This window comes from Microbacterium sp. 22195, from assembly GCF_052056515.1.
Lineage (GTDB): Bacteria > Actinomycetota > Actinomycetes > Actinomycetales > Microbacteriaceae > Microbacterium.
Genome location: NZ_JBQEPE010000006.1, coordinates 124,952 through 143,927 on the forward strand (window position 1 = coordinate 124,952; position 18,976 = coordinate 143,927).

An 18,976-nucleotide genomic window follows, 5' to 3' on the forward strand; every position below is an offset into this window, starting at 1 on the left:
GGATCAGGCTTCGGGGGACTCGTCCTCAGTGGACTGGGGTTCGAGGTTCTGGGCTTCGGGGGTCTGGGGCTCGGAGGTCTCTGCATCCGCCTCGTCCTCGTCGTCCATGCCACGCTCACTGTTGCGTGCCACGGCGAGGATGCGGTCATCGCCCGTCATCCGGGCGAACACGACTCCCATGGTGTCGCGGCCCTTGGCGGGCACCTCGGCCACGGCAGAGCGTACCACCTTGCCGCTGGACAGAACCACCAAGACCTCGTCGTCCTCGGAGACGATCAGACCGCCCGCCAGAACGCCGCGCTCGTCGCTCAGCTTGGCCACCTTGATGCCCGTTCCACCGCGCTTCTGCACCTTGTACTCGTCCACCGTGGTGCGCTTGGCGTAGCCGCCGTCGGTCACGGTGAACACGTACGAGTCCTCGGCGACGATGGACGCCGACAGCAGGCTGTCCTCGTCATCCTTGAACTTCATGCCCCGCACACCCTCGGTCGCCCGGCCCATCGGACGCAGCGCGTCGTCGGTGGCGTGGAAGCGCACCGACATGCCCTTGGCGCTGATGAGCAGGATGTCCTCGTCGGCGTTCACGAGCTTGGCGCTGACCAGTTCGTCGCCCTCTCGCATCCGGATGGCGATGACACCGCCCTGGCGGTTGGTGTCGTAGTCGCCCAGGCGGGTCTTCTTCACGAGGCCGCCGTGCGTCGCCAGCACCAGGTAGTCCTTCGCCTGGTAGTCGCTGATGGCGAGCACCTGGGCGATCTTCTCCTCGGGCTGCAGCGCCAGCAGGTTCGCGACGTGCTGACCCTTGGCATCCCGGCCGGCCTCCGGCACCTCGTACGTCTTGGTGCGGTACACGCGACCCTTGTCCGTGAAGAACAGCAGCCAGTGGTGCGTGGTGGTGACGAAGAAGTGCTCGACGAGGTCGTCGGCGCGCAGCTGCGCGCCCTTCACGCCCTTGCCTCCGCGGTGCTGCGACCGGTAGTTGTCGCTGCGGGTGCGCTTGATGTACCCCTCGCGGGTGATGGTGACGACCATCTCCTCGACCGGGATCAGATCCTCCATCGACATGTCGCCGTCGAAGCCGTGCAGGATGTGCGTGCGGCGCTCGTCGCCGAAGCGGTCGACGATCTCGGTGAGCTCGGTGCGGACGATCTCGCGCTGGCGAGCCTCGGTGGCGATGATCTCCTTGTAGTCGGCGATCTTCGCCTCGAGCTCGGTGGCCTCGTCGATGATCTTCTGGCGCTCCAGAGCGGCCAGTCGACGCAGCTGCATGTCGAGGATGGCCTGAGCCTGGTCGTCGTCGATGTCGAGCAGCGCCTTGAGTCCCTCACGCGCCTCGTCGACGGTGGGGGAGCGGCGGATCAGCGCGATGACCTCGTCCAGGGCATCCAGTGCCTTCAGGTATCCCTGCAGGATGTGCATGCGCGCCTGCGCCTTGCGCAGACGGAAGCCCGTGCGGCGCACGATCACGTCGAGCTGGTGGTCGAGCCAGTTCGTGATGAAGCCGTCCAGAGCGAGCGTGCGCGGGACGCCGTCGACGATCGCGAGCATGTTCGCGCCGAAGTTGTCCTGCAGCTGGGTGTGCTTGTACAGGTTGTTCAGCACGACCTTCGCGACCGCGTCGCGCTTGAGCACGACCACCAGGCGCTGGCCGGTGCGGTCGGAGGACTCGTCGCGGATGTCGGCGATGCCCGTGATCTTGCCGTCGCGCGCCAGCTCGCCGATCTTCACCGCGAGGTTGTCGGGGTTGACCTGGTACGGCAGCTCGGTAATGACCAGGCAGGTGCGGCCCTGGATCTCCTCGACCTCGACGACCGCGCGCATCGTGATCGAACCACGACCGGTGCGGTACGCCTCCTGGATCCCCTTGGTGCCCAGGATCTGGGCGCCGGTCGGGAAGTCCGGCCCGGGGATGCGCTGGATCAGGCCCTCGAGCAGCTCCTCGCGGGGAAGTCCCGGGTTCTCCAGAGCCCACAGGGCTGCGGCCGAGACCTCGCGCAGGTTGTGCGGCGGGATGTTCGTGGCCATGCCGACCGCGATGCCGATCGACCCGTTGACCAGCAGGTTCGGGAACCGCGACGGCAGGACGTCGGGCTCCTGGGTCTGACCGTCGTAGTTCGGCGAGAAGTCGACGGTCTCCTCTTCGATGTCGCGCACCATCTCGAGCGCGAGCGGAGCCATCTTGGTCTCGGTGTATCGCGGAGCCGCGGCACCCATGTTGCCGGGCGAGCCGAAGTTGCCCTGGCCGAGCGCCAGCGGATAGCGCAGCGACCACGGCTGCACCAGGCGCACCAGGGTGTCGTAGATCGCCGAGTCGCCATGCGGGTGGTACTGACCCATGACCTCGCCGACCACGCGAGCGCACTTCGAGAACGACTTGTCGGGGCGGAACCCGCCGTCGTACATGCCGTAGATGACACGGCGGTGCACGGGCTTGAGGCCGTCGCGCACATCGGGCAGCGCGCGGCCGACGATGACGGCCATGGCGTAGTCGAGGTAGCTGCGCTGCATCTCGGACTGCAGGTCGACCTGGTCGATGCGGCCGTGCTCGTGGGCCGGCTCGGGGCGTTCTTCGTCAGTCATGTCTTTTTCTTCTTCTCCGGATGCTGCCGGTGGTGCCGGACTCCGGAATGTTCTCTTCGTTCGCAGAACGGGGGCCCCGGCGCTGGCGCGCCACCCCGATGCTCACTCCGAGAACATTCCTCCGTCCTTCGTGCGTGTGTGGTTGTCCGAGATCAGCGGTGTGTGAGGAGTAGTCAGGGGGTCAGATGTCGAGGAAGCGGACGTCCTTGGCGTTGCGCTGGATGAAGGTGCGCCGGGACTCGACGTCCTCACCCATCAGCACGCTGAAGATCTCATCCGCGGCCGCGGCGTCGTCGATGGTGATCTGACGAAGGGTGCGCGTGGTGTGATCCATCGTGGTCTCCCACAGCTCCTTCGGGTTCATCTCACCGAGACCCTTGTAGCGCTGGATGCCGGCGTCCTTGGGCAGGCGCTTGCCGTTCTCGCTGCCGTGCTTGAGCAGGGCATCCCGCTCGACGTCGGTGTACACGTACTCGTGCGGGGCGTTGGTCCACTTCAGGCGGTACAGCGGCGGCATCGCGAGGTACACGAAACCGGCCTCGATCAGCCCGCGCATGTAGCGGAACAGCAGCGTCAGCAGCAGTGTCGTGATGTGCTGGCCGTCGACATCGGCATCCGCCATCAGCACGATCTTGTGGTACCGCGCCTTGTCGATGTCGAAGTCCTCGCCGATGCCCGTGCCGAAGGCCTGGATCATCGCCTGGACCTCCTTGTTGCCCAGGGCCTTGTCCAGACGAGCGCGCTCGACGTTGAGGATCTTGCCGCGCAGCGCCAGGATCGCCTGGGTGTGCGGGTCGCGACCCTGCACCGCCGAACCGCCGGCCGAGTCACCCTCCACCAGGAAGATCTCGCTGATCGACGGGTCCTTGCTGGTGCAGTCCTTGAGCTTGTCCGGCATCGCCGCGGACTCGAAGACGCTCTTGCGGCGCGCGGTCTCGCGCGCCTTGCGCGCGGCGATGCGCGCGGTGGCCGCATCGATCGCCTTGCGGATGATGTTCTTCGTCTGCACCGGGTTGCGATCGAACCAGTCGCCCAGCTGATCGTTCACGATCTTCTGCACGAACGCCTTCGCCTCGGTGTTGCCGAGCTTGGTCTTGGTCTGACCCTCGAACTGCGGCTCGCCGAGCTTGATCGAGATGACCGCCGTCAGGCCCTCGCGCACGTCGTCGCCGGAGAGATTGTCGTCCTTCTCCTTGAGCAAGTTGTTCGCCCGCGCGTAGCGGTTGACCAGGCTGGTCAGCGCCGCGCGGAAGCCCTCCTCGTGCGTGCCGCCCTCGTGCGTGTTGATCGTGTTGGCGTAGGTGAACACGTTCTCGGTGTACGAGGTGGTCCACTGCATCGCGACCTCGAGCGAGATCTTGCGCTCGGAGTCCTCGGCGTCGAAGTCGATGATCTCCTCGTTCACGACCTCGGCCTTGCGCACCTTGTTGAGGTACTCGACGTAGTCGACCAGACCGCGCTCGTAGAGGAACACGTCGGAGGGCTGCTTCGTGATGCTCGTGCCGTCGGGTCCGTCGACCTCGTAGGCGGATGCCTCGCGCTCATCGTGCAGCGCGATGCGCAGCCCCTTGTTCAGGAACGCCATCTGCTGGAAGCGGGTGCGCAGGGTCTCGTAGTCGAAGTCGATCGTCTCCGTGAAGATCTCCGCATCCGGCCAGAACGTGATGCTGGTCCCGGTCTCGGAGGTCTCCTCGCCCTTCTCCAGCTGCTGCTGCGGGGTGCCGCCGTCGGCGAAGACGTGCCGCCAGACGTAGCCCTTCTGCTTGACGGCCACCTCGAATCGGGTCGAGAGGGCGTTCACGACCGAGGAGCCGACGCCGTGCAGACCGCCCGAGACGGCGTACGCTCCGCCGCCGAACTTGCCGCCGGCGTGCAGGATCGTCAGCACGACCTCGACGGTCGACTTGGTCGGGTCGGAGGAGTGCGGATCGACCGGGATGCCGCGGCCGTTGTCGACGACGCGGACCGCGCCGTCGGCGAGGATCGTCACGTCGATGTTGTCGGCGTAGCCGGCGAGGGCCTCATCGACCGAGTTGTCGACGATCTCGTACACCAGGTGGTGCAGACCGCGCGGACCCGTCGAGCCGATGTACATGCCGGGGCGCTTGCGGACCGCCTCGAGGCCCTCGAGGATCTGGATCTGGTCGGCGCCGTAGTCGCCGGGGACCTTCTTCGACTCCTGTGTGTTCGGCTCCGTCCCTGTCGAGGGGGCGTTCTCGTCGTCGGCAGGTGTTTCAGGCGTCATCAGAAATGGTTCTCCACATCGAAAGTACCGTTCCATTCTAGCGGGTTTCGATGGTCGACATACGGCTCAAACGCCGTGTGTGCGCTTCTGAGGGCTTGAGGGCCCGTTCGTGATGCCCTACCCGTAGGTGTCCCGTGGACCCCTTCCGGGCACGACGCGCGGTCCCCACTTCCACGACGGGACGTCCGGGCCGATGAACCGGATGTTCTCGACACCGGCATCCGGATAGCGGTTGCCGATCTCGGTCATGATCACGGCGCGCATGAACTGCAGGTTCTTCGCCCACGCCGTGGAGTCGCATTTCACGGTGAGCACGCCTCGCTCCAGCGACACCGGCTCGGAGTGCTTGGCGGTGTCGGCGCCGGCGAGCTCGGCCCATTGCCGCACCAGGTCCTCGGCCGCGAGCGTCTTCTCCCAGCCGGAATCCCTGGTGAGCTTGGCGAGGATGTCACCGAGCGTGCCGGGATCGCGCCCCTTGGAGAACGGCGCGTTGTCGTCGTCGACCTCGATGCGCTTGCGACGCTTCCAGTTCTTCGAGCTGGGCTTCAGCCCGCGCAGCCGCAGGTAGGTCGCCACCGTCTCAGGAGGCTGCGGGTCCATCATCGGCGGTCTCCTCTCCGGTTTCGGGACGCTCATCGCTGATGGTTCCCGCGTGGATGCGCACGACATGACGGTGCAGCGGCTCGGGGATGTCCCCCTCGACGGCGGCCGTGACGATCACCTGCTCGTATCCGGAGGTGATGGCCGCCAGGCGCTGCCGCCGGTCGGCGTCCAGCTCGGCGAAGACGTCGTCCAGGATCAGCACCGGATCACCGGCCGGGGACTCGGCGCGCAGCAGTTCCGCGGATGCCAGGCGCAGCGCGAGTGCCACGGACCAGGACTCGCCATGCGAGGCGTACCCCTTCACGGGAAGATCGCGGACGCGCAGGATCAGGTCGTCGCGGTGGGGCCCCACCAGCGTCAGCCCGCGCTCGATCTCCTTCGAGCGCTTCGCCTGCAGCGCGGCACGGAACTGCTCCTCGATCTCGCCGCGGACCGGCCCTTCTTCGGTCCCTGAGTCCGTCGAAGGGTCGCCCTCCTCCGGATCTCCGCCGCGCACGGACAGCGCCCATTCCAGCTGCGGACGGTGGTCGGCCCCCGCGATCGCCGTGTACGCCTCGGCGAGCGGACCCTGCAGATCGGATGCCAGCCGCAGGCGCGCATGGATGATCTCGGAGCCGAGCGAGATGAGCTTGTCATCCCACACATCCAGCGTCGAGAGGCCCTCGCCGCGCACTCCGCGCGCACGGGCGGACTTCAGCAGAGCGGTCCGCTGCCGCAGCACGCGCTCGTAGTCGGCGATCACCCCTGCCATCCGCGGCGTGCGCTGAATCAGCAGCTGATCTGCGAATCTTCTGCGCGACGAAGGATCGCCGCGGACGATCTGCAGGTCTTCGGGCGCGAACAGCACGACATGCGCGTAGCGCGGCAGCTCGTTGGTCTTCGACGGAGACCCGTTGATCCGCGCCTTGTTCGAGCCCTGCCTGTTGAGCTGCACCTCGACGAGCACCTTGCGCTCACCGTGCGCGAGACGCGCTCGCACCACGGCGAACTCCTTGCCGTCCCGCACCATCGGAGCATCCGACGACACCCGATGCGACCCCAGCGTCGCGAGGAAGACGATCGCCTCGGCGAGGTTGGTCTTCCCCTGCCCGTTGCTGCCGACGAGCACGTTCGGACCGCGATGCAGCGTGAGATCAGCGGTCGCGTAATTGCGGAAATCGCCCAGGTTCAGGTGCTCCACAATCACGAGGATCAGCCTACCTTCGGGGTCGGACGCTCCGTCCGGCGCTGAACGCCGGTGACGGGTCCCTGCCGGTCAGAGTTCGCGCGCGAAGAAGACCTTGTCGGCGGAGCGGTGCGTCTGGACGAGACCGGACTTCTCGAGCACACGGATGGAGGGCGCGTTGTCGAGGTCGGTGTCGGCGATCGCGCGCTTCGCGCCGGCATCCGCGGCGATCCGCAGCCCTTCGGCCACGGCATCCGTTGCCAGTCCGCGGCCGCGAGCAGAGGCGATCAGGCCGTAGCCGAACTCGACGGTGCCCGACTCGTCCGGTGGCCCGAAGAAGCCGAAACCGCCCACGGCCTGGCCTTCTTCTCGGATCATGTACAGCGTGAAGACAGCATCCGCGGCGTCCTGGTCCGCCAGCATCCGCAACGGCACCAGCTCGTCCGCGAACGGATAGTCCGGATGCCAGTGATCGCCGTCCCGCTCATCCCGCACGACGATGCGCCGCGCGAGCTCCGGTGTGATGAGCTCGAGCGTCACCGAAGCAGCAGGTTCGGCTGCAGCAGGTACTTGAACGAGTCCAGACCGGCCTGGTCCACCGAGGTCTGGCTGGTCACGAGCACGGGGCTGAGCTTGTTGGCGTTGTCGCTCGACGTGAACGTGACGCGGGTGAACTCGCTCTTGACCGCGCCGAGCGCCTCGAGCAGGTACTGCGGGTTCAGGCCGAGGGTCACCTCGTCGCCGCCGTTCAGGTGAGCGTCGACCGACTCGGAGGCGCGGGCCTGCTCGCTGCCGGATGCATCCATCGTCACGCCGTCGGCGCCGAACGTGAATCGCAGCGGAGCGGAGCGGTCGAGCACCAGGGCGACGCGGCGCACGGCCTCGATGAGGTCGCCGGTGTTGACGACCGCGTAGTGGTCGGTCTGCTCGGGGAACAGCCTGCGCACGGGCGGGAAATTGCCCTTGATCAGGAGAGAAGTCACAGTCTTGTTGCCCGCGGTGAACGCGATGATCTCTCGGTCACCCGCTCCGGAGAACGCGATCTCGATGTTGCCGGCATGCGCGAAGGTCTTCCCGACCTCGGTGAGCGTTCGGGCCGGGACCAGCGCGGTCTGCTCTGCGCCCTCCCCGTCCCACGGCACGTCGCGGAGCGAGACGCGGTAGCGGTCGGTCGCGACCAGGCTCAGGGTTGTGCCGGAGACCTCGAGCTGCACGCCGGTGAGGACCGGGGTCACATCGTCGCGGGATGCGGCGAAGGCCACCTGCGCGATCGCGGTGCCGAACTCCTCGGCCGGCACGACGCCCGTCGAGCCGGTCACCTCGGGGATGGAGGGATATTCCTCGACCGGCATGGCGGCGAGGGTGAACCGTGCGGAACCGCAGGTGACGGCGATCCCGCCGTCCTCCTCCACCGCGATCTCGATCGGCGCGTTCGGAAGCCGGCTCGCGATGTCCGACAGCAGGCGGCCGTGCACGAGGATCGTGCCCGGCTCGTCGACGGTCGCCTCGATCGTGGTGCGGGCGGATGCCTCGTAGTCGAAGGCCGAGAGGGTCAGTCCCTCAGCGGATGCCTCGATGAGCACACCCGCAAGGATCGGCTGTGGATTGCGCTGTGGCAGCAGCTTGACGACGAAGGACACAGCCTCGCTGAACACATCGCGGTTGACCTGGAACCTCACGGGCGCTCCCTCGTTGTACTTCACCTTTCGCAGTGGGCCCACTGCAGGCGATCCCATGCTAGTCGCACCGGGCGAAGCCCCCGCTACCCCGAATGGGGCTGTGGCGGCCTGTCCGTCCACATCCGTCTGGTGATCGGGGAACCCTTCACTGAGATTGATCTCTTAACGGTGTTAACAACTGTGGATTCTGTGGATAAGTCGGTGGATAGCAGCGGAGAGTAGGAAACTACACGCTTGTCAGTTGTGGAGACCCTGAGGATTCCGGGGCTTTCGGAGGGTTCCGACCCCGAGACGGCGGTTCCCGTTATCCACAGGTGGGTCTGCTCGACAGCATCCGGAAGCCGAAGTTTCCACAAGTTATCCACAACCCCTGCGGACAACCGTCCCGATTCCGCGTGACTTCAGGCGTGTCGGGGGCGTCAGCGACGGCTGATCTGGGTGGTGATCTCGGTGACCTGGTTGTAGACCGAGCGGCGCTCCTTCATGAGCTCGCTGATCTTCTTGCAGGCGTACATCACGGTGGTGTGATCGCGGTTTCCGAACAGCTGACCGATCTTCGGCAGCGACAGGTTCGTGCGCTCGCGGCACAGGTACATGGCGATCTGCCGGGCGATCGCGATCTGCTGCGAACGGCTCGATCCGTACAGGTCGTCGACCGTGAGCTTGAAGTACGCGGCCGTCGACGTGATGATGTCCGTCGGCGAGATGACGTTGTCCTCGGTGGTGTCGACGATGTCCCGCAGCACGGTCTGGGCAAGCGAGATGTCGAGCGCCGAGCGGTTGAGGCTCGCGAACGCGGAGACCCGGATCAGCGCCCCCTCCAGCTCGCGGATGTTCGAGGAGACCACCGTCGCGATGTACTCGAGCACCTCATCGGGGATGTGGAGCGACTCGCTCTGCGCCTTCTTGCGCAGGATCGCGATGCGGGTCTCCAGGTCGGGCGCCTGCACGTCCGTGATCAGGCCCCACTCGAAGCGGCTGCGCATCCGGTCCTCGAAGCCGGTGAGCAGCTTCGGCGCCACATCGCTGGTGATCACGACCTGCTTGTTGTGGTCGTGCAGCTGGTTGAAGGTGTGGAAGAACGCCTCCTGCGTCTCGGCGCGACCCTGCAGGAACTGGATGTCGTCGATCATCAGGATGTCGACCTCGCGGTACCGGCTCTGGAAGGCGGCGCCGCGGTTGTTCGCGATCGAGTTGATGAAGTCGTTCGTGAACTCCTCGCTCGAGACGTAGCGAACCTTAACCCCGGCGTACAGCGACTGCGCGTAGTCGCCGATCGCGTGCAGGAGGTGGGTCTTGCCCAGTCCGGAGTCGCCGTAGATGAACAACGGGTTGTACGCCTTCGCCGGCGCCTCAGCCACGGCGACCGCGGCCGCATGCGCGAAGCGGTTGGACTGACCGATCACGAAGTTGTCGAAGGTGTACTTCGGGTTGAGGCGCGATTCGTGGCGCAGAGCCTGGGGCGTCTCCGCCGCGGGCTCGCTGCGCACCGGCTCGGGAGTCGTGAAGTCGGGGACCGAGATGGGCGCCGTCGGCTGGTCGGCGAGCTCGTGGTTCACCACCGTGCGATACGAGGTGACCTCGTCGCCGATCTGGGACAGAGCCTCCATCAGCGGGATGCGCAGTCTCTTGTTGATCTGCGCGGCGGTCAGATCGTTCGGGACGTCCAGGTACAGCACCCCGCCCATGACGCCAGCCGGAACCACCAGGCTGAGGAAGCCGTGCAGCTGCGGCGACACCCGCTCATCCTCGGCGAGACGATCGCGCAGAGTCGACCAGATCGGCACGTCGGGGTGGGCTGCAGTGGTCATGGTGCTCCGGGCGAGGTTGTGGAAAGGTCGCTCGAAGCGTGGTCTCCCCCTGTGGATAACGTCGGATGCCACGGTAGTCATCACCCGCCAGAACATCAAGCCGCCCGCGGAAACACGCGGGTGTGTCGCGATCCGGCCCGGTCTCCACAGTTGTGGATAATGGGTGTGCGCAACTGACGGGCGGCATCGAGGCATCCGGCGGTGGATTTGCCCTGCGCGGCGGCAGGTCGTACCCTTAATCGGTTGACTTATGCCTTTTGGCAGTACCCCCTGTCTCCGGATGAAAAAGCCCGGTGACACCATTCCCGGAGTGATTCCATGAGCAAGCGCACCTTCCAGCCCAACAACCGCCGTCGCGCCAAGAAGCACGGCTTCCGTGCCCGCATGCGCACCCGCGCCGGCCGCGCCATCCTTTCGGCACGTCGCTCGAAGGGCCGTGCTGAGCTCTCGGCGTAAGCCCGCTCACCCGGACCTGCCGTGCTCGCCCGGCCGAATCGCCTGACGCGTGGCGTCGACTACCGACAGGTGGTCCGCCGCGGCACGCGATGCGGTGGGCCGCGTCTGGTGACCTCGGTTCTGCCGGCGTCCGATGACCGTGCACCCCGGTTCGGGTTCATCATCAGCAAGCAGGTAGGAACCGCTGTGGTTCGGAACACCGTTCGCCGCCGCCTGAAAGCGGTGTGCGCCGAGTTCCTCGACACGGTTCCCGAGGGCACGGATGTCGTCATCCGTGCCCTTCCCGCATCCGCATCCGCCGACTTCGCCGACCTGCGGACCGACGTGGCGCGCTGTCTCAATCGGCTCCTGGCCGGGCCGGTGCGGGCATGAGCGCGCTTCCGTCCTACGCTTTCGGAACGGCGCGGTTCCGGGCATCCGATCTGATCCGCGGGATCCTCGTCCTGCCGAGGAACGCGGTGCTCGCGTTCCTCGTCGTCTACCGAGCGGTGATCTCACCGCTGTACGGGGATGTGTGCAGGTACTACCCGTCCTGTTCCGCTTACGCTGTAGGTGCGGTGCAGCAGCACGGCGCGGTGTGGGGGACGATCCTGTCGGCCTGGCGCATCCTGCGCTGCAATCCGTGGAGCAAGGGCGGCGTCGACGACGTGCGCCCTCATGCTCATTTCCACTACGAACTGACTCCGCACGGATTCGTCGTACCCGCTCGAAAGGACTGAACAGTGGGTCTTGACCTTCTGCTCGCAAGCACCCCCAGCCCGGCCGCCGGCAACGGGGGTGGTTTCGATCTGTTCAGCCTCCTGCTGTGGCCGTTCAAGTGGATCGTCGAGGCGATCCTGGTCGCCTGGCACTGGCTCTTCACCGCATTCGGGATGGCTCCGAATGCTGGACTGACCTGGGTCTTGTCCATCGTCGGTCTCGTGATCGTGATCCGTGCGGCGGTCTTCCCGCTGTTCGTGAAGCAGATCAAGAGCCAGCGCAAGATGATGGAGATCGCTCCGCAGCTGAAGAAGGTGCAGGAGAAGTACAAGGGCAAGCGCGATCAGCTCTCGCGTGAGGCGATGAGCCGCGAGACCATGGCGCTGTACAAGAAGCACGGCACTACGCCGGTGTCGTCGTGTCTTCCGATGCTCGTGCAGATGCCCTTCCTGCTCGGCATGTTCTACACGCTGCGCGATGTCGGCGACCACGCCAAGCACGGCATCGGTGGTGTCGGTCTGCTGCACGCCGACCTCACCAAGCAGTTCTACGACGCGACGCTGTTCGGTGTCGCCCCGCTGCACATCGATCTCCGTACTGCGCTCGAGACCAAGCCCGCCGGCTGGGAGGTCACGGTCACGATCCTCGTGGTGCTCGTGATCCTCATGATCGTCTCGCAGTTCTACACGCAGCTGCAGATCATCTCGAAGAACCTGTCGCCCGAGGCCAAGACCGGCCAGGCGTACCAGATGCAGAAGATCATGCTCTACGTGCTGCCGCTGGGCTTCATCTTCTCGGGTGTCTTCTTCCCGCTCGGTGTGGTGCTCTACTGGTTCGTCTCCAACCTGTGGACCATGGGCCAGCAGTTCCTGGTCATCCGTGAGATGCCGACGCCCGGCTCGGATGCCGCCCGTGCTCGTGAGGAGCGTCTGGCCCGTCGTGGCAAGGCGATCAACGCAGAGGGCAAGATCGTTCCGATCGCGGTGTACGAGGCAGAGCAGCAGCGTCTGCTCGAGGAGGCCGAGCGCGCCAAGGAGCAGGCTCCGAAGCGGGAGCAGCCCATGAGCAAGAAGCGTGCGAAGAAGAAGGGGTCGAACTGATGACGACGGATGAACTGAAGTCCTCGGCCGAGTCGACGATCGAAGAGCTCGAGCAGGAAGGCGACATCGCGGCCGACTTCCTCGAGGAGCTGCTCGACATCGCCGACATCGACGGCGACCTGAACCTCGATGTGCGTCAGGGCCGCGCCTATGTGTCGGTCGAGGCGGAGGGCGATGCCCTGTCGCTGCTGTCGGCACCCGAGACCGTGCAGGCCCTGCAGGAGCTCACTCGACTCGCCGTGCAGAGCAAGACCGGATCGTTCTCACGCATGATCCTCGACATCGGCGGATCGCGAGACACGCGTCGCCGGCAGCTCGAGGGGCTCGTGAACGCCGCGGTCGCCAAGCTCGACGACGGTGCGTCGCAGGCATCCCTTCCCGCGATGTCCTCCTACGAGCGCAAGCTCGTGCACGACATCGTGTCCGAGCGTGGACTGGTCTCGGAGTCGTACGGCGAGGGCGCTGACCGCCACACGGTGATCTCCCGCGGCTGACCTCTCCTCGTGATGTTTCACGTGAAACATCACTGGGCACGCGGTCATCGAGCGAGCGGTTCGAGATGCGCGTTTCACGTGAAACGTGGGTTCAGGCACCGGTCATTGAGCGAGCGAAGCGAGACGAAATGCACCATCCCCTCGAAGGAGCCACAGCGTGACTGAGTCGAACCTCGAATCCGAGCCCGCAGCCGCAGCGAAGATCTTCGGCGATCGCATCGATCTCGCACGTCGGTTCACGGCATCGCTGGCCGCTGAGGGGGAGCTGCGCGGACTGATCGGTCCGCTGGAACTGCCCCGACTCTGGACGAGGCACGTACTGAACTCGGCGATCGCTGCCCCGCTGTTCCATGGGTCGGTCGCGGATGTCGGTTCCGGTGCCGGCCTGCCGGGCCTGGTCCTCGCCATCGCGCGCCCTGATGTGGAGTGGACCCTCATCGAGCCGATGGAGCGCCGGGTCACCTGGCTCAATGAGCAGGTGGAGTCGCTCGAGCTGTCGAACGTGCGGGTCATGCGCGCCCGCGCTGAAGACGTCGGTCTCGAGTTCGACGTGGTGACTGCCCGTGCGGTCAGCGCGTTGCGAACGCTGATCCCGATCACAGCTCCGCTGGCGAAGGATGCCGGCGAACTGATCTTCCTCAAGGGACACAACGTGGATGCTGAGATCACGGCTGCGCAGAAGGTGCTGAAGAAGCACAGGGTGACGGACGTCTCGGTCGAGGTGCTCGGCGAAGGTGTTCTCGCCGAGACGACGCGCGTCTTCCGCGCGCGCGTGCGCTGAGAGGGATTCCCCGGGCGTCGAGCGAGCGGGACGACGCGTGATGTTTCACGTGAAACGCTGACGCCAGCCTCCGGTCGTTGAGCGAGCGCAGCGAGTCGAAACGCGCCTTTCCGGTCCGTCATTTCGTCTCGTCGCTAGCGCTCCTCGCTCAATGACCGGAGGCGGTCGGTCGAAACGCACGGCTCTCCACACGTGCACGTTTCACGTGAAACATCCACAGGCGCCGGGACAAGACTCTTCGCTGTCGAGGGCACGCGCTACCGTCGCCGAATGACCGGATACACCTACATCTTGAGATGCGCCGACGGCACGTTCCATGCGGGCAGCACTGTCGATCTGGATACCCGTCTCGAGACCCATGCGCAGGGAATGGGGAGTGACTACACGTCCTCCAGACTCCCCGTGGATCTGGTCTGGTTCGCGGAGTTCGAGCGAATCGATGAGGCTTTCGGGTTGGAGAAGCGCATCCAAGGGTGGAGTCACACTAAGCGACAGGCGTTCATCGAGGGCGGCTTCGATGCGATCAAAGGCTGGAGTACGCGCGAGCGTGCCCTACGAAAGGCCAGGGGTTGAGCGCGCAGGGTACGGGCATTTCGACTCGTCGCTGCGCTCCTCGCTCAATGACCAGGGGAGATACGTCGGTCGTTGAGCGAGCGAAGCGAGTCGAAACGCCGACCGGCAAGGGTGGAGTGTGCGGCGTCGATTAGAGTGGTAGACGGTCCCGAAAGGAGTCGATGTTTCACGTGAAACCATCCGACAACGCATCGCCGAGCCACGATTTCGGGATGGATACCCCGCTCGCTCGGGAACTCGCCGATCTGTCCAGCCGCCGCAAGGCTCTGCGCGAGGTCAATGTCACCTTCTCGGGTGAGACCCGCATCTTCACGGTCTCCAACCAGAAGGGCGGCGTCGGCAAGACGACGTCGGCGGTGAACCTGGCATCCGCTCTCGCCGAACTCGGAGCGAAGGTCCTCGTGATCGATCTCGATCCGCAGGGCAACGCATCCACGGCGCTCAGCATCCCGCACACGGCGGACACCTCGAGCATCTACGACGTGCTGATCAACGATCTGCCGTTCGCGGAGATCGTGCAGCCGAGTCCGGAGTCCGAGAACCTCTTCTGCGCGCCCAGTACGATCCACCTGGCCGGCGCCGAGATCGAACTCGTCTCGCAGGTCGCACGAGAGTTCCGGCTGCGCCGCGCGCTGAAGACCTATCTCGACGACAATCACATGGACGTCGTGATCATCGACTGCCCGCCGTCGCTGGGACTGCTCACGATCAACGCCTTCACGGCCGCGACGGAGGTTCTGATCCCGATTCAGGCCGAGTACTACGCGCTGGAAGGTCTGAGTCAGTTGCTCGGCAACATCCAGATGATCCAGAAGCACCTCAACCCCGAACTCCACCTCTCCACGATCCTGCTCACGATGTTCGACGCGCGCACGCGCCTGTCGCAGCAGGTCGCCGACGAGGTCCGCAACCACTTCCCGCAGCAGGTCCTCGACGCCGTCATCCCACGGTCGGTCCGCGTCTCCGAGGCACCGAGCTTCGGTCAGACCGTGATCGCGTATGACGGGACGTCGGCCGGCGCCGTCGCCTACCGGGAAGCAGCAGTCGAGATCGCACAGCGAGGCGAACGATCCTCGCAGAACAAGGAGCACTGATGGCCGCCAAGCGCACCGGACTCGGTCGGGGGATCGGAGCCCTCATTCCCACCGCGGATCAGGCCGAGCGCCCCGTGGACGTGTTCTTCCCCGGGGCTCCCAAGCCGAAGACGGATGCTGAACCGGCCCCCGCAGCGGCGGAGGCCGACCTTCCGGAGATCCCCGGCATCCGCCTCATCCAGGTGGACCCCAACAGCATCGTGCCCAACCCGCGTCAGCCGCGCACGCACTTCGACGAGGATCACCTCGCGGAGCTCGTGCACAGCGTGCGCGAGTTCGGCGTGCTGCAGCCTGTCGTCGTGCGCAAGAACGCCGACGGCGAATACGAACTGATCATGGGGGAGCGCCGTACCCGCGCGGCGCGCGAGGCCGGCCTCACCGAGATCCCCGCGATCGTTCGCGAGACCGCCGACGAGGACCTGCTGCGCGACGCGCTGCTCGAGAACCTGCACAGGTCAGAGCTGAACCCCCTGGAAGAGGCATCCGCCTACCAGCAGCTGCTCGAGGACTTCGGCATCACACAGGAAGAACTGGCCACCCGGATCGGTCGCTCCCGCCCGCAGATCAGCAACACGATCCGTCTGTTGCGCCTGCCGGTTCCGGTGCAGCAGCGCGTCGCGGCCGGTGTGCTGTCGGCTGGTCACGCGCGCGCGATCCTCTCGGTGGAGGACCCCGAGCGGATGCAGCGCCTGGCCGACAAGGTGGTGAACGAGGACCTGTCCGTGCGCGCCACGGAGGCGGCCGCGAAGGCCCTTCCCGCGGCGCCGGGCAGCAAGTCGAAGCCGCAGGCGGGAGCGCGCCGCGCCTACCTGGACGAGGTCTCCGCGAAGCTCGGAGACCGGTTGAACACCCGTGTCCAGATCGCGCTGGGAGCGCGTAAGGGCCAGGTCAAGATCGAATTCGCATCCATTCAGGACCTGAATCGCATTCTCGGCGAGCTCGGCGAGCAGGAGTACGGCTCACGCTGATACCCGTCCCAGGGGCCCGCAATGTTTCACGTGAAACAATGCGGGCCCCTTCTTGTTGCCTCGGTCGTTGAGCGAGCGGAGCGAGACGAAACGTCCGCCTCGGCGCGTGGGCATTTCGTCTCGTCGCTGCGCTCCTCGCTCAATGACCGGGGAGTCCGGCGAGCGGAGCGGGACGAAACGTCCGCCCCGCCGTTTCACGTGAAACATCGCAGGTCGATCACCCCTTGTTCACAGCGGGTTCACCGGGATCCGCCACTGTGGGCGCATGACCGACAACTCCCGAAAGACCACGCGCCGCGCCGCTGGAGTCGCAGCCATCGTCACGCTCACCGCGGCGACGCTGCTCGCTGCGCCTGCGGCGCAGGCAGCTCCGAAGTGCCCGACTCCCGCCAAGGGAACCCCCGCGATCAACATGTGCGCGCAGCCTGGTGACCTGCTCGATGTCCGCATCGGCGACGTCCTGCCCACCCAGCCCTCCCTCGGCTACGACGAGGTCTACTACAAGCTCGGCCGGTACACGCTGGGCAAGGACAAGATCAACAAGAAGTTCGACGACTGGTGCGAGGCGAACGGACAGGGCGAGACCGCGGTCGCTGACGCGAGCGCGCGCCTGGACGACCCCACCAGCTTCACCTGCACGATCCCCGTGGGTCAGGAGACCGCTGAGAGCATCGCACCGATGAAGACAGTGGTCATCGGGCCCGGCGGCAAGCTGTACCTCACCGATGGTCACCACACTCTGACGTCCTTCTACGAGCTGGCGGACGGCGGTCCGAACCTGCATGTGCGTCTGCGCGTGCTCGGCAACCTCACCGGTCTGGGCCAGAAGCAGTTCTGGGACACGATGCAGAAGAACGGCTGGACGTACCTGAAGGATGCTGAGGGTGTCGCGATCACGCCCAAGCAGCTGCCGACCTCGGTCGGCCTCGACAACTTCGAGGACGACGAACTGCGCAGCCTGCTCTACTTCGGTCGCGACATCGGCTACGCAGCCGGATCCGTGCCGTTCCAGGAGTTCTACTGGGCGGACTGGGTGCGCACCTCCGGCGCGGTCGACCTCGCGGGCTGGAACCGCGACGACCGTGCCAGCTATCTGAACACGGTGGAGCGCCTCACTCGCGCGCAGACCGCCCTCGCGCCGGATGCCGTGGTCGCGAACGGCCTCACCGCATCCGAGCTGGGTGCCCTGACGGAGTGGAACGACGGCAAGAAGCCCACGGGCGGAGAGTTCGGCAAGCTCTCCAAGCCCTATGAGGACGCCAAGCCCGGCAAGCTCGCCTACGCGCTGGAGTTCAAGCAGCTGCACGGCATCACGAGTGCGGAGACGGTCGGCGCACGCTGACACACGCGGCGTCCACGAGAACGCGGCCGGATGCCCTCCGGCCGCGTTCTCGTGCGTAGGCTGGAAGTCATGACCGAGTCCATCCCGCGCCGCGCGAGCCTCGAGGTGCTGCGCGCCGAAGCATCGGATGAGCTCGCGGTGCTCATCCAGGAGCGACTGCGCGGGGGAGAGGACCCCTGGGAGTTCATGGAGGATCTGCCCAGCATCGACGAGCTGGTCGTCTTCCTGCTGCGCGCCGAGAACATCAAGGCGAACGACGGCGTGCGGCCGAACTCCGCGCGTCATTACCGGGTGCTCCGCCAGATCGCACTCGAGTATCCGGAACTGACGAAGACGGTGTGGGGGATGCTGGGGGAGCGGCGCCACCGCCGCTGGGACCCCACGGTCGCCGACGCCTCCTGATACCGGCAGGCTCGTGCTCGCTCAGGCCCCGGTTACGCTGTGTCCGGAGGCTGAATGCTGGTGGACTACGACCCGGATTGGTCGCGTCAGTTCGATGACGCGGCTGCGGAGTTGCGTGCTGCGGGCGACCCGACGTGGACGATCGAGCACATCGGGTCGACTGCCGTCCCGGGGATGATGGCGAAGCCCGTCATCGACATCGCCGTCCGTCTCGTGGATCAGGGCGACTTCGACCGTCACCGTCCTGGGCTGGAGCGCGGCGGCTGGCGTGTGGGCAGCCGGGTGCGGACGCACCGCGTGATGCTCTTCGAACAGGGCGGAGTGCGCATCCGCATCGCCCACTTCTTCACGTCGGAGCAGTGGCAGAACGCGCATCAGCGCGTGCTGCGCGACTGGCTCCGGATACACCCGGATGACGCGGCCCGATATCAGCAGGCGAAACAGGATGCTGCTCGCTGGGCCACGAGTCGACGCAGCTACAACGACGCGAAGACCGCAGTGATCCAGGAGATCATGGACCGCGCGCGGTCTGCCCGTGGTCTGCCCGCGGTGAACGTCCACGACAAGTGGACGCAGACATCCGGACACGAAGAAGCCCGCCACCCCGAAGGGTGACGGGCTCACTTCAGCAGATGGGCTGCTGAGCCGGTGGAAGCATCAGCCGATGAACGCGGCGAGATCCTGCTCGAGGGCGAACTTCGGCTTGGCGCCGATGATCGTGGTCTTGACCTCGCCGCCCTGGAACACCTTCATCGCGGGGATCGAGGTGATCTGGTACTGCATCGCGAGGTTGGGGTTCTCGTCGACGTTGAGCTTGAGGATGGTGATCTTCTCGGGGTGCTCGGCCTGGATCTCGTCGAGCACCGGCGCGACCATGCGACACGGACCGCACCACGCGGCCCAGAAGTCGACGAGGACCGGGCCATCGGCCTGGAGCACGTCCTGCTCCCAGGTCGCCTCGGTGGTTGCCTTGGCAGTCATGAT

20 protein-coding genes are annotated in these 18,976 nt (G+C 66.0%); 12 read left to right on the forward strand and 8 right to left on the reverse strand.

All coding sequences use genetic code 11. The annotated features are described in order from the left end of the window. Positions 1-3 precede the first annotated feature (3 nt). The 7 genes from gyrA to dnaA all read right to left on the reverse strand — a co-directional run bounded on the left by gyrA (position 4) and on the right by dnaA (position 10,083). Complete coding sequence (gene gyrA, locus ACTJJ4_RS16285; protein WP_440944276.1) at positions 4-2,580, reverse strand: DNA gyrase subunit A; 2,577 nt, start codon at positions 2,578-2,580, stop codon at positions 4-6. A gap of 181 nt (positions 2,581-2,761) precedes the next feature. After that, on the reverse strand, positions 2,762-4,825 hold the full coding sequence (gyrB, locus tag ACTJJ4_RS16290; RefSeq protein ID WP_440944277.1) for a DNA topoisomerase (ATP-hydrolyzing) subunit B: 2,064 nt from the start codon (positions 4,823-4,825) through the stop codon (positions 2,762-2,764). Positions 4,826-4,942: 117 nt separating this feature from the next. Further along, positions 4,943-5,425, reverse strand: coding sequence for a DUF721 domain-containing protein (locus ACTJJ4_RS16295; protein WP_425561628.1), 483 nt, complete (start codon positions 5,423-5,425; stop codon positions 4,943-4,945). Next, entirely contained in the window at positions 5,406-6,614 is a 1,209-nt protein-coding gene (gene recF, locus ACTJJ4_RS16300; RefSeq protein WP_440944278.1) for a DNA replication/repair protein RecF, read from the reverse strand. Before recF ends, ACTJJ4_RS16295 begins: the two co-directional genes overlap by 20 nt. A gap of 69 nt (positions 6,615-6,683) precedes the next feature. Next, on the reverse strand, positions 6,684-7,133 hold the full coding sequence (locus ACTJJ4_RS16305; protein ID WP_440944279.1) for a GNAT family N-acetyltransferase: 450 nt from the start codon (positions 7,131-7,133) through the stop codon (positions 6,684-6,686). Next, on the reverse strand, positions 7,130-8,272 hold the full coding sequence (dnaN, locus tag ACTJJ4_RS16310; RefSeq protein ID WP_285630888.1) for a DNA polymerase III subunit beta: 1,143 nt from the start codon (positions 8,270-8,272) through the stop codon (positions 7,130-7,132). The genes ACTJJ4_RS16305 and dnaN overlap by 4 nt, the downstream gene beginning before the upstream one ends. A 419-nt stretch (positions 8,273-8,691) precedes the next feature. Then, on the reverse strand, positions 8,692-10,083 hold the full coding sequence (gene dnaA, locus ACTJJ4_RS16315) for a chromosomal replication initiator protein DnaA (RefSeq protein ID WP_292697309.1): 1,392 nt from the start codon (positions 10,081-10,083) through the stop codon (positions 8,692-8,694). A 318-nt stretch (positions 10,084-10,401) separates the two neighbouring features. Here dnaA and rpmH point away from each other — a divergent pair, with 318 nt between their 5' ends. From rpmH to ACTJJ4_RS16375, 12 genes are all read left to right on the forward strand, one after another. Then, positions 10,402-10,539: a 50S ribosomal protein L34 gene (gene rpmH, locus ACTJJ4_RS16320; RefSeq protein WP_045250217.1), complete on the forward strand. Its 138-nt coding sequence runs from the start codon at positions 10,402-10,404 to the stop codon at positions 10,537-10,539. 21 nt (positions 10,540-10,560) lie between these two features. Then, the gene (rnpA, locus tag ACTJJ4_RS16325) at positions 10,561-10,911 is read left to right on the forward strand and encodes a ribonuclease P protein component (protein ID WP_440944280.1); all 351 of its coding nucleotides are present in this window, start codon (positions 10,561-10,563) and stop codon (positions 10,909-10,911) included. Beyond that, on the forward strand, positions 10,908-11,258 hold the full coding sequence (yidD, locus tag ACTJJ4_RS16330) for a membrane protein insertion efficiency factor YidD (RefSeq protein ID WP_285630866.1): 351 nt from the start codon (positions 10,908-10,910) through the stop codon (positions 11,256-11,258). The genes rnpA and yidD overlap by 4 nt, the downstream gene beginning before the upstream one ends. A 3-nt stretch (positions 11,259-11,261) precedes the next feature. Then, complete coding sequence (gene yidC, locus ACTJJ4_RS16335) at positions 11,262-12,338, forward strand: membrane protein insertase YidC (protein ID WP_440944281.1); 1,077 nt, start codon at positions 11,262-11,264, stop codon at positions 12,336-12,338. After that, on the forward strand, positions 12,338-12,832 hold the full coding sequence (locus ACTJJ4_RS16340) for a Jag family protein (RefSeq protein WP_292697295.1): 495 nt from the start codon (positions 12,338-12,340) through the stop codon (positions 12,830-12,832). Before yidC ends, ACTJJ4_RS16340 begins: the two co-directional genes overlap by 1 nt. Before the next feature lie 157 nt (positions 12,833-12,989). Further along, the gene (gene rsmG / locus ACTJJ4_RS16345; RefSeq protein WP_440944282.1) at positions 12,990-13,613 is read left to right on the forward strand and encodes a 16S rRNA (guanine(527)-N(7))-methyltransferase RsmG; all 624 of its coding nucleotides are present in this window, start codon (positions 12,990-12,992) and stop codon (positions 13,611-13,613) included. Positions 13,614-13,883: 270 nt separating this feature from the next. After that, the gene (locus ACTJJ4_RS16350; protein ID WP_440944283.1) at positions 13,884-14,186 is read left to right on the forward strand and encodes a GIY-YIG nuclease family protein; all 303 of its coding nucleotides are present in this window, start codon (positions 13,884-13,886) and stop codon (positions 14,184-14,186) included. A gap of 212 nt (positions 14,187-14,398) precedes the next feature. After that, positions 14,399-15,280, forward strand: coding sequence for a ParA family protein (locus tag ACTJJ4_RS16355; RefSeq protein ID WP_440944284.1), 882 nt, complete (start codon positions 14,399-14,401; stop codon positions 15,278-15,280). Then, positions 15,280-16,248 carry a ParB/RepB/Spo0J family partition protein gene (locus ACTJJ4_RS16360; RefSeq protein ID WP_440944285.1) on the forward strand — a complete coding sequence of 323 codons (969 nt, stop codon included), beginning with the start codon at positions 15,280-15,282 and terminating at the stop codon, positions 16,246-16,248. The genes ACTJJ4_RS16355 and ACTJJ4_RS16360 overlap by 1 nt, the downstream gene beginning before the upstream one ends. Positions 16,249-16,513: 265 nt before the next feature. After that, a complete protein-coding gene (locus tag ACTJJ4_RS16365; RefSeq protein ID WP_440944286.1) occupies positions 16,514-17,590 on the forward strand; it encodes a ParB/Srx family N-terminal domain-containing protein in 1,077 nt (358 codons plus the stop codon). Positions 17,591-17,659: 69 nt separating this feature from the next. Further along, on the forward strand, positions 17,660-17,992 hold the full coding sequence (locus ACTJJ4_RS16370) for a tryptophan synthase subunit alpha (RefSeq protein ID WP_292697289.1): 333 nt from the start codon (positions 17,660-17,662) through the stop codon (positions 17,990-17,992). Between the two features lie 60 nt (positions 17,993-18,052). Then, on the forward strand, positions 18,053-18,607 hold the full coding sequence (locus tag ACTJJ4_RS16375) for a GrpB family protein (RefSeq protein ID WP_440944287.1): 555 nt from the start codon (positions 18,053-18,055) through the stop codon (positions 18,605-18,607). A 42-nt stretch (positions 18,608-18,649) separates the two neighbouring features. Here ACTJJ4_RS16375 and trxA read toward each other — a convergent pair whose 3' ends face one another. Then, on the reverse strand, positions 18,650-18,973 hold the full coding sequence (trxA, locus tag ACTJJ4_RS16380; protein ID WP_285630841.1) for a thioredoxin: 324 nt from the start codon (positions 18,971-18,973) through the stop codon (positions 18,650-18,652). Between the last annotated feature and the right edge of the window lie 3 nt (positions 18,974-18,976).

Coding starts and splice junctions, on each gene's coding strand:
- ACTJJ4_RS16370 (WP_292697289.1), top strand. CDS start 17,660: ATGACCGAGTCCATCCCGCGCCGCGCGAGCCTCGAGGTGCTGCGCGCC.
- dnaA (WP_292697309.1), bottom strand. CDS start 10,083: ATGACCACTGCAGCCCACCCCGACGTGCCGATCTGGTCGACTCTGCGC.
- gyrA (WP_440944276.1), bottom strand. CDS start 2,580: ATGACTGACGAAGAACGCCCCGAGCCGGCCCACGAGCACGGCCGCATC.
- ACTJJ4_RS16350 (WP_440944283.1), top strand. CDS start 13,884: ATGACCGGATACACCTACATCTTGAGATGCGCCGACGGCACGTTCCAT.
- ACTJJ4_RS16340 (WP_292697295.1), top strand. CDS start 12,338: ATGACGACGGATGAACTGAAGTCCTCGGCCGAGTCGACGATCGAAGAG.
- ACTJJ4_RS16295 (WP_425561628.1), bottom strand. CDS start 5,425: ATGGACCCGCAGCCTCCTGAGACGGTGGCGACCTACCTGCGGCTGCGC.
- rpmH (WP_045250217.1), top strand. CDS start 10,402: ATGAGCAAGCGCACCTTCCAGCCCAACAACCGCCGTCGCGCCAAGAAG.
- ACTJJ4_RS16355 (WP_440944284.1), top strand. CDS start 14,399: ATGGATACCCCGCTCGCTCGGGAACTCGCCGATCTGTCCAGCCGCCGC.
- ACTJJ4_RS16360 (WP_440944285.1), top strand. CDS start 15,280: ATGGCCGCCAAGCGCACCGGACTCGGTCGGGGGATCGGAGCCCTCATT.
- ACTJJ4_RS16365 (WP_440944286.1), top strand. CDS start 16,514: ATGACCGACAACTCCCGAAAGACCACGCGCCGCGCCGCTGGAGTCGCA.
- gyrB (WP_440944277.1), bottom strand. CDS start 4,825: ATGACGCCTGAAACACCTGCCGACGACGAGAACGCCCCCTCGACAGGG.
- yidD (WP_285630866.1), top strand. CDS start 10,908: ATGAGCGCGCTTCCGTCCTACGCTTTCGGAACGGCGCGGTTCCGGGCA.
- trxA (WP_285630841.1), bottom strand. CDS start 18,973: ATGACTGCCAAGGCAACCACCGAGGCGACCTGGGAGCAGGACGTGCTC.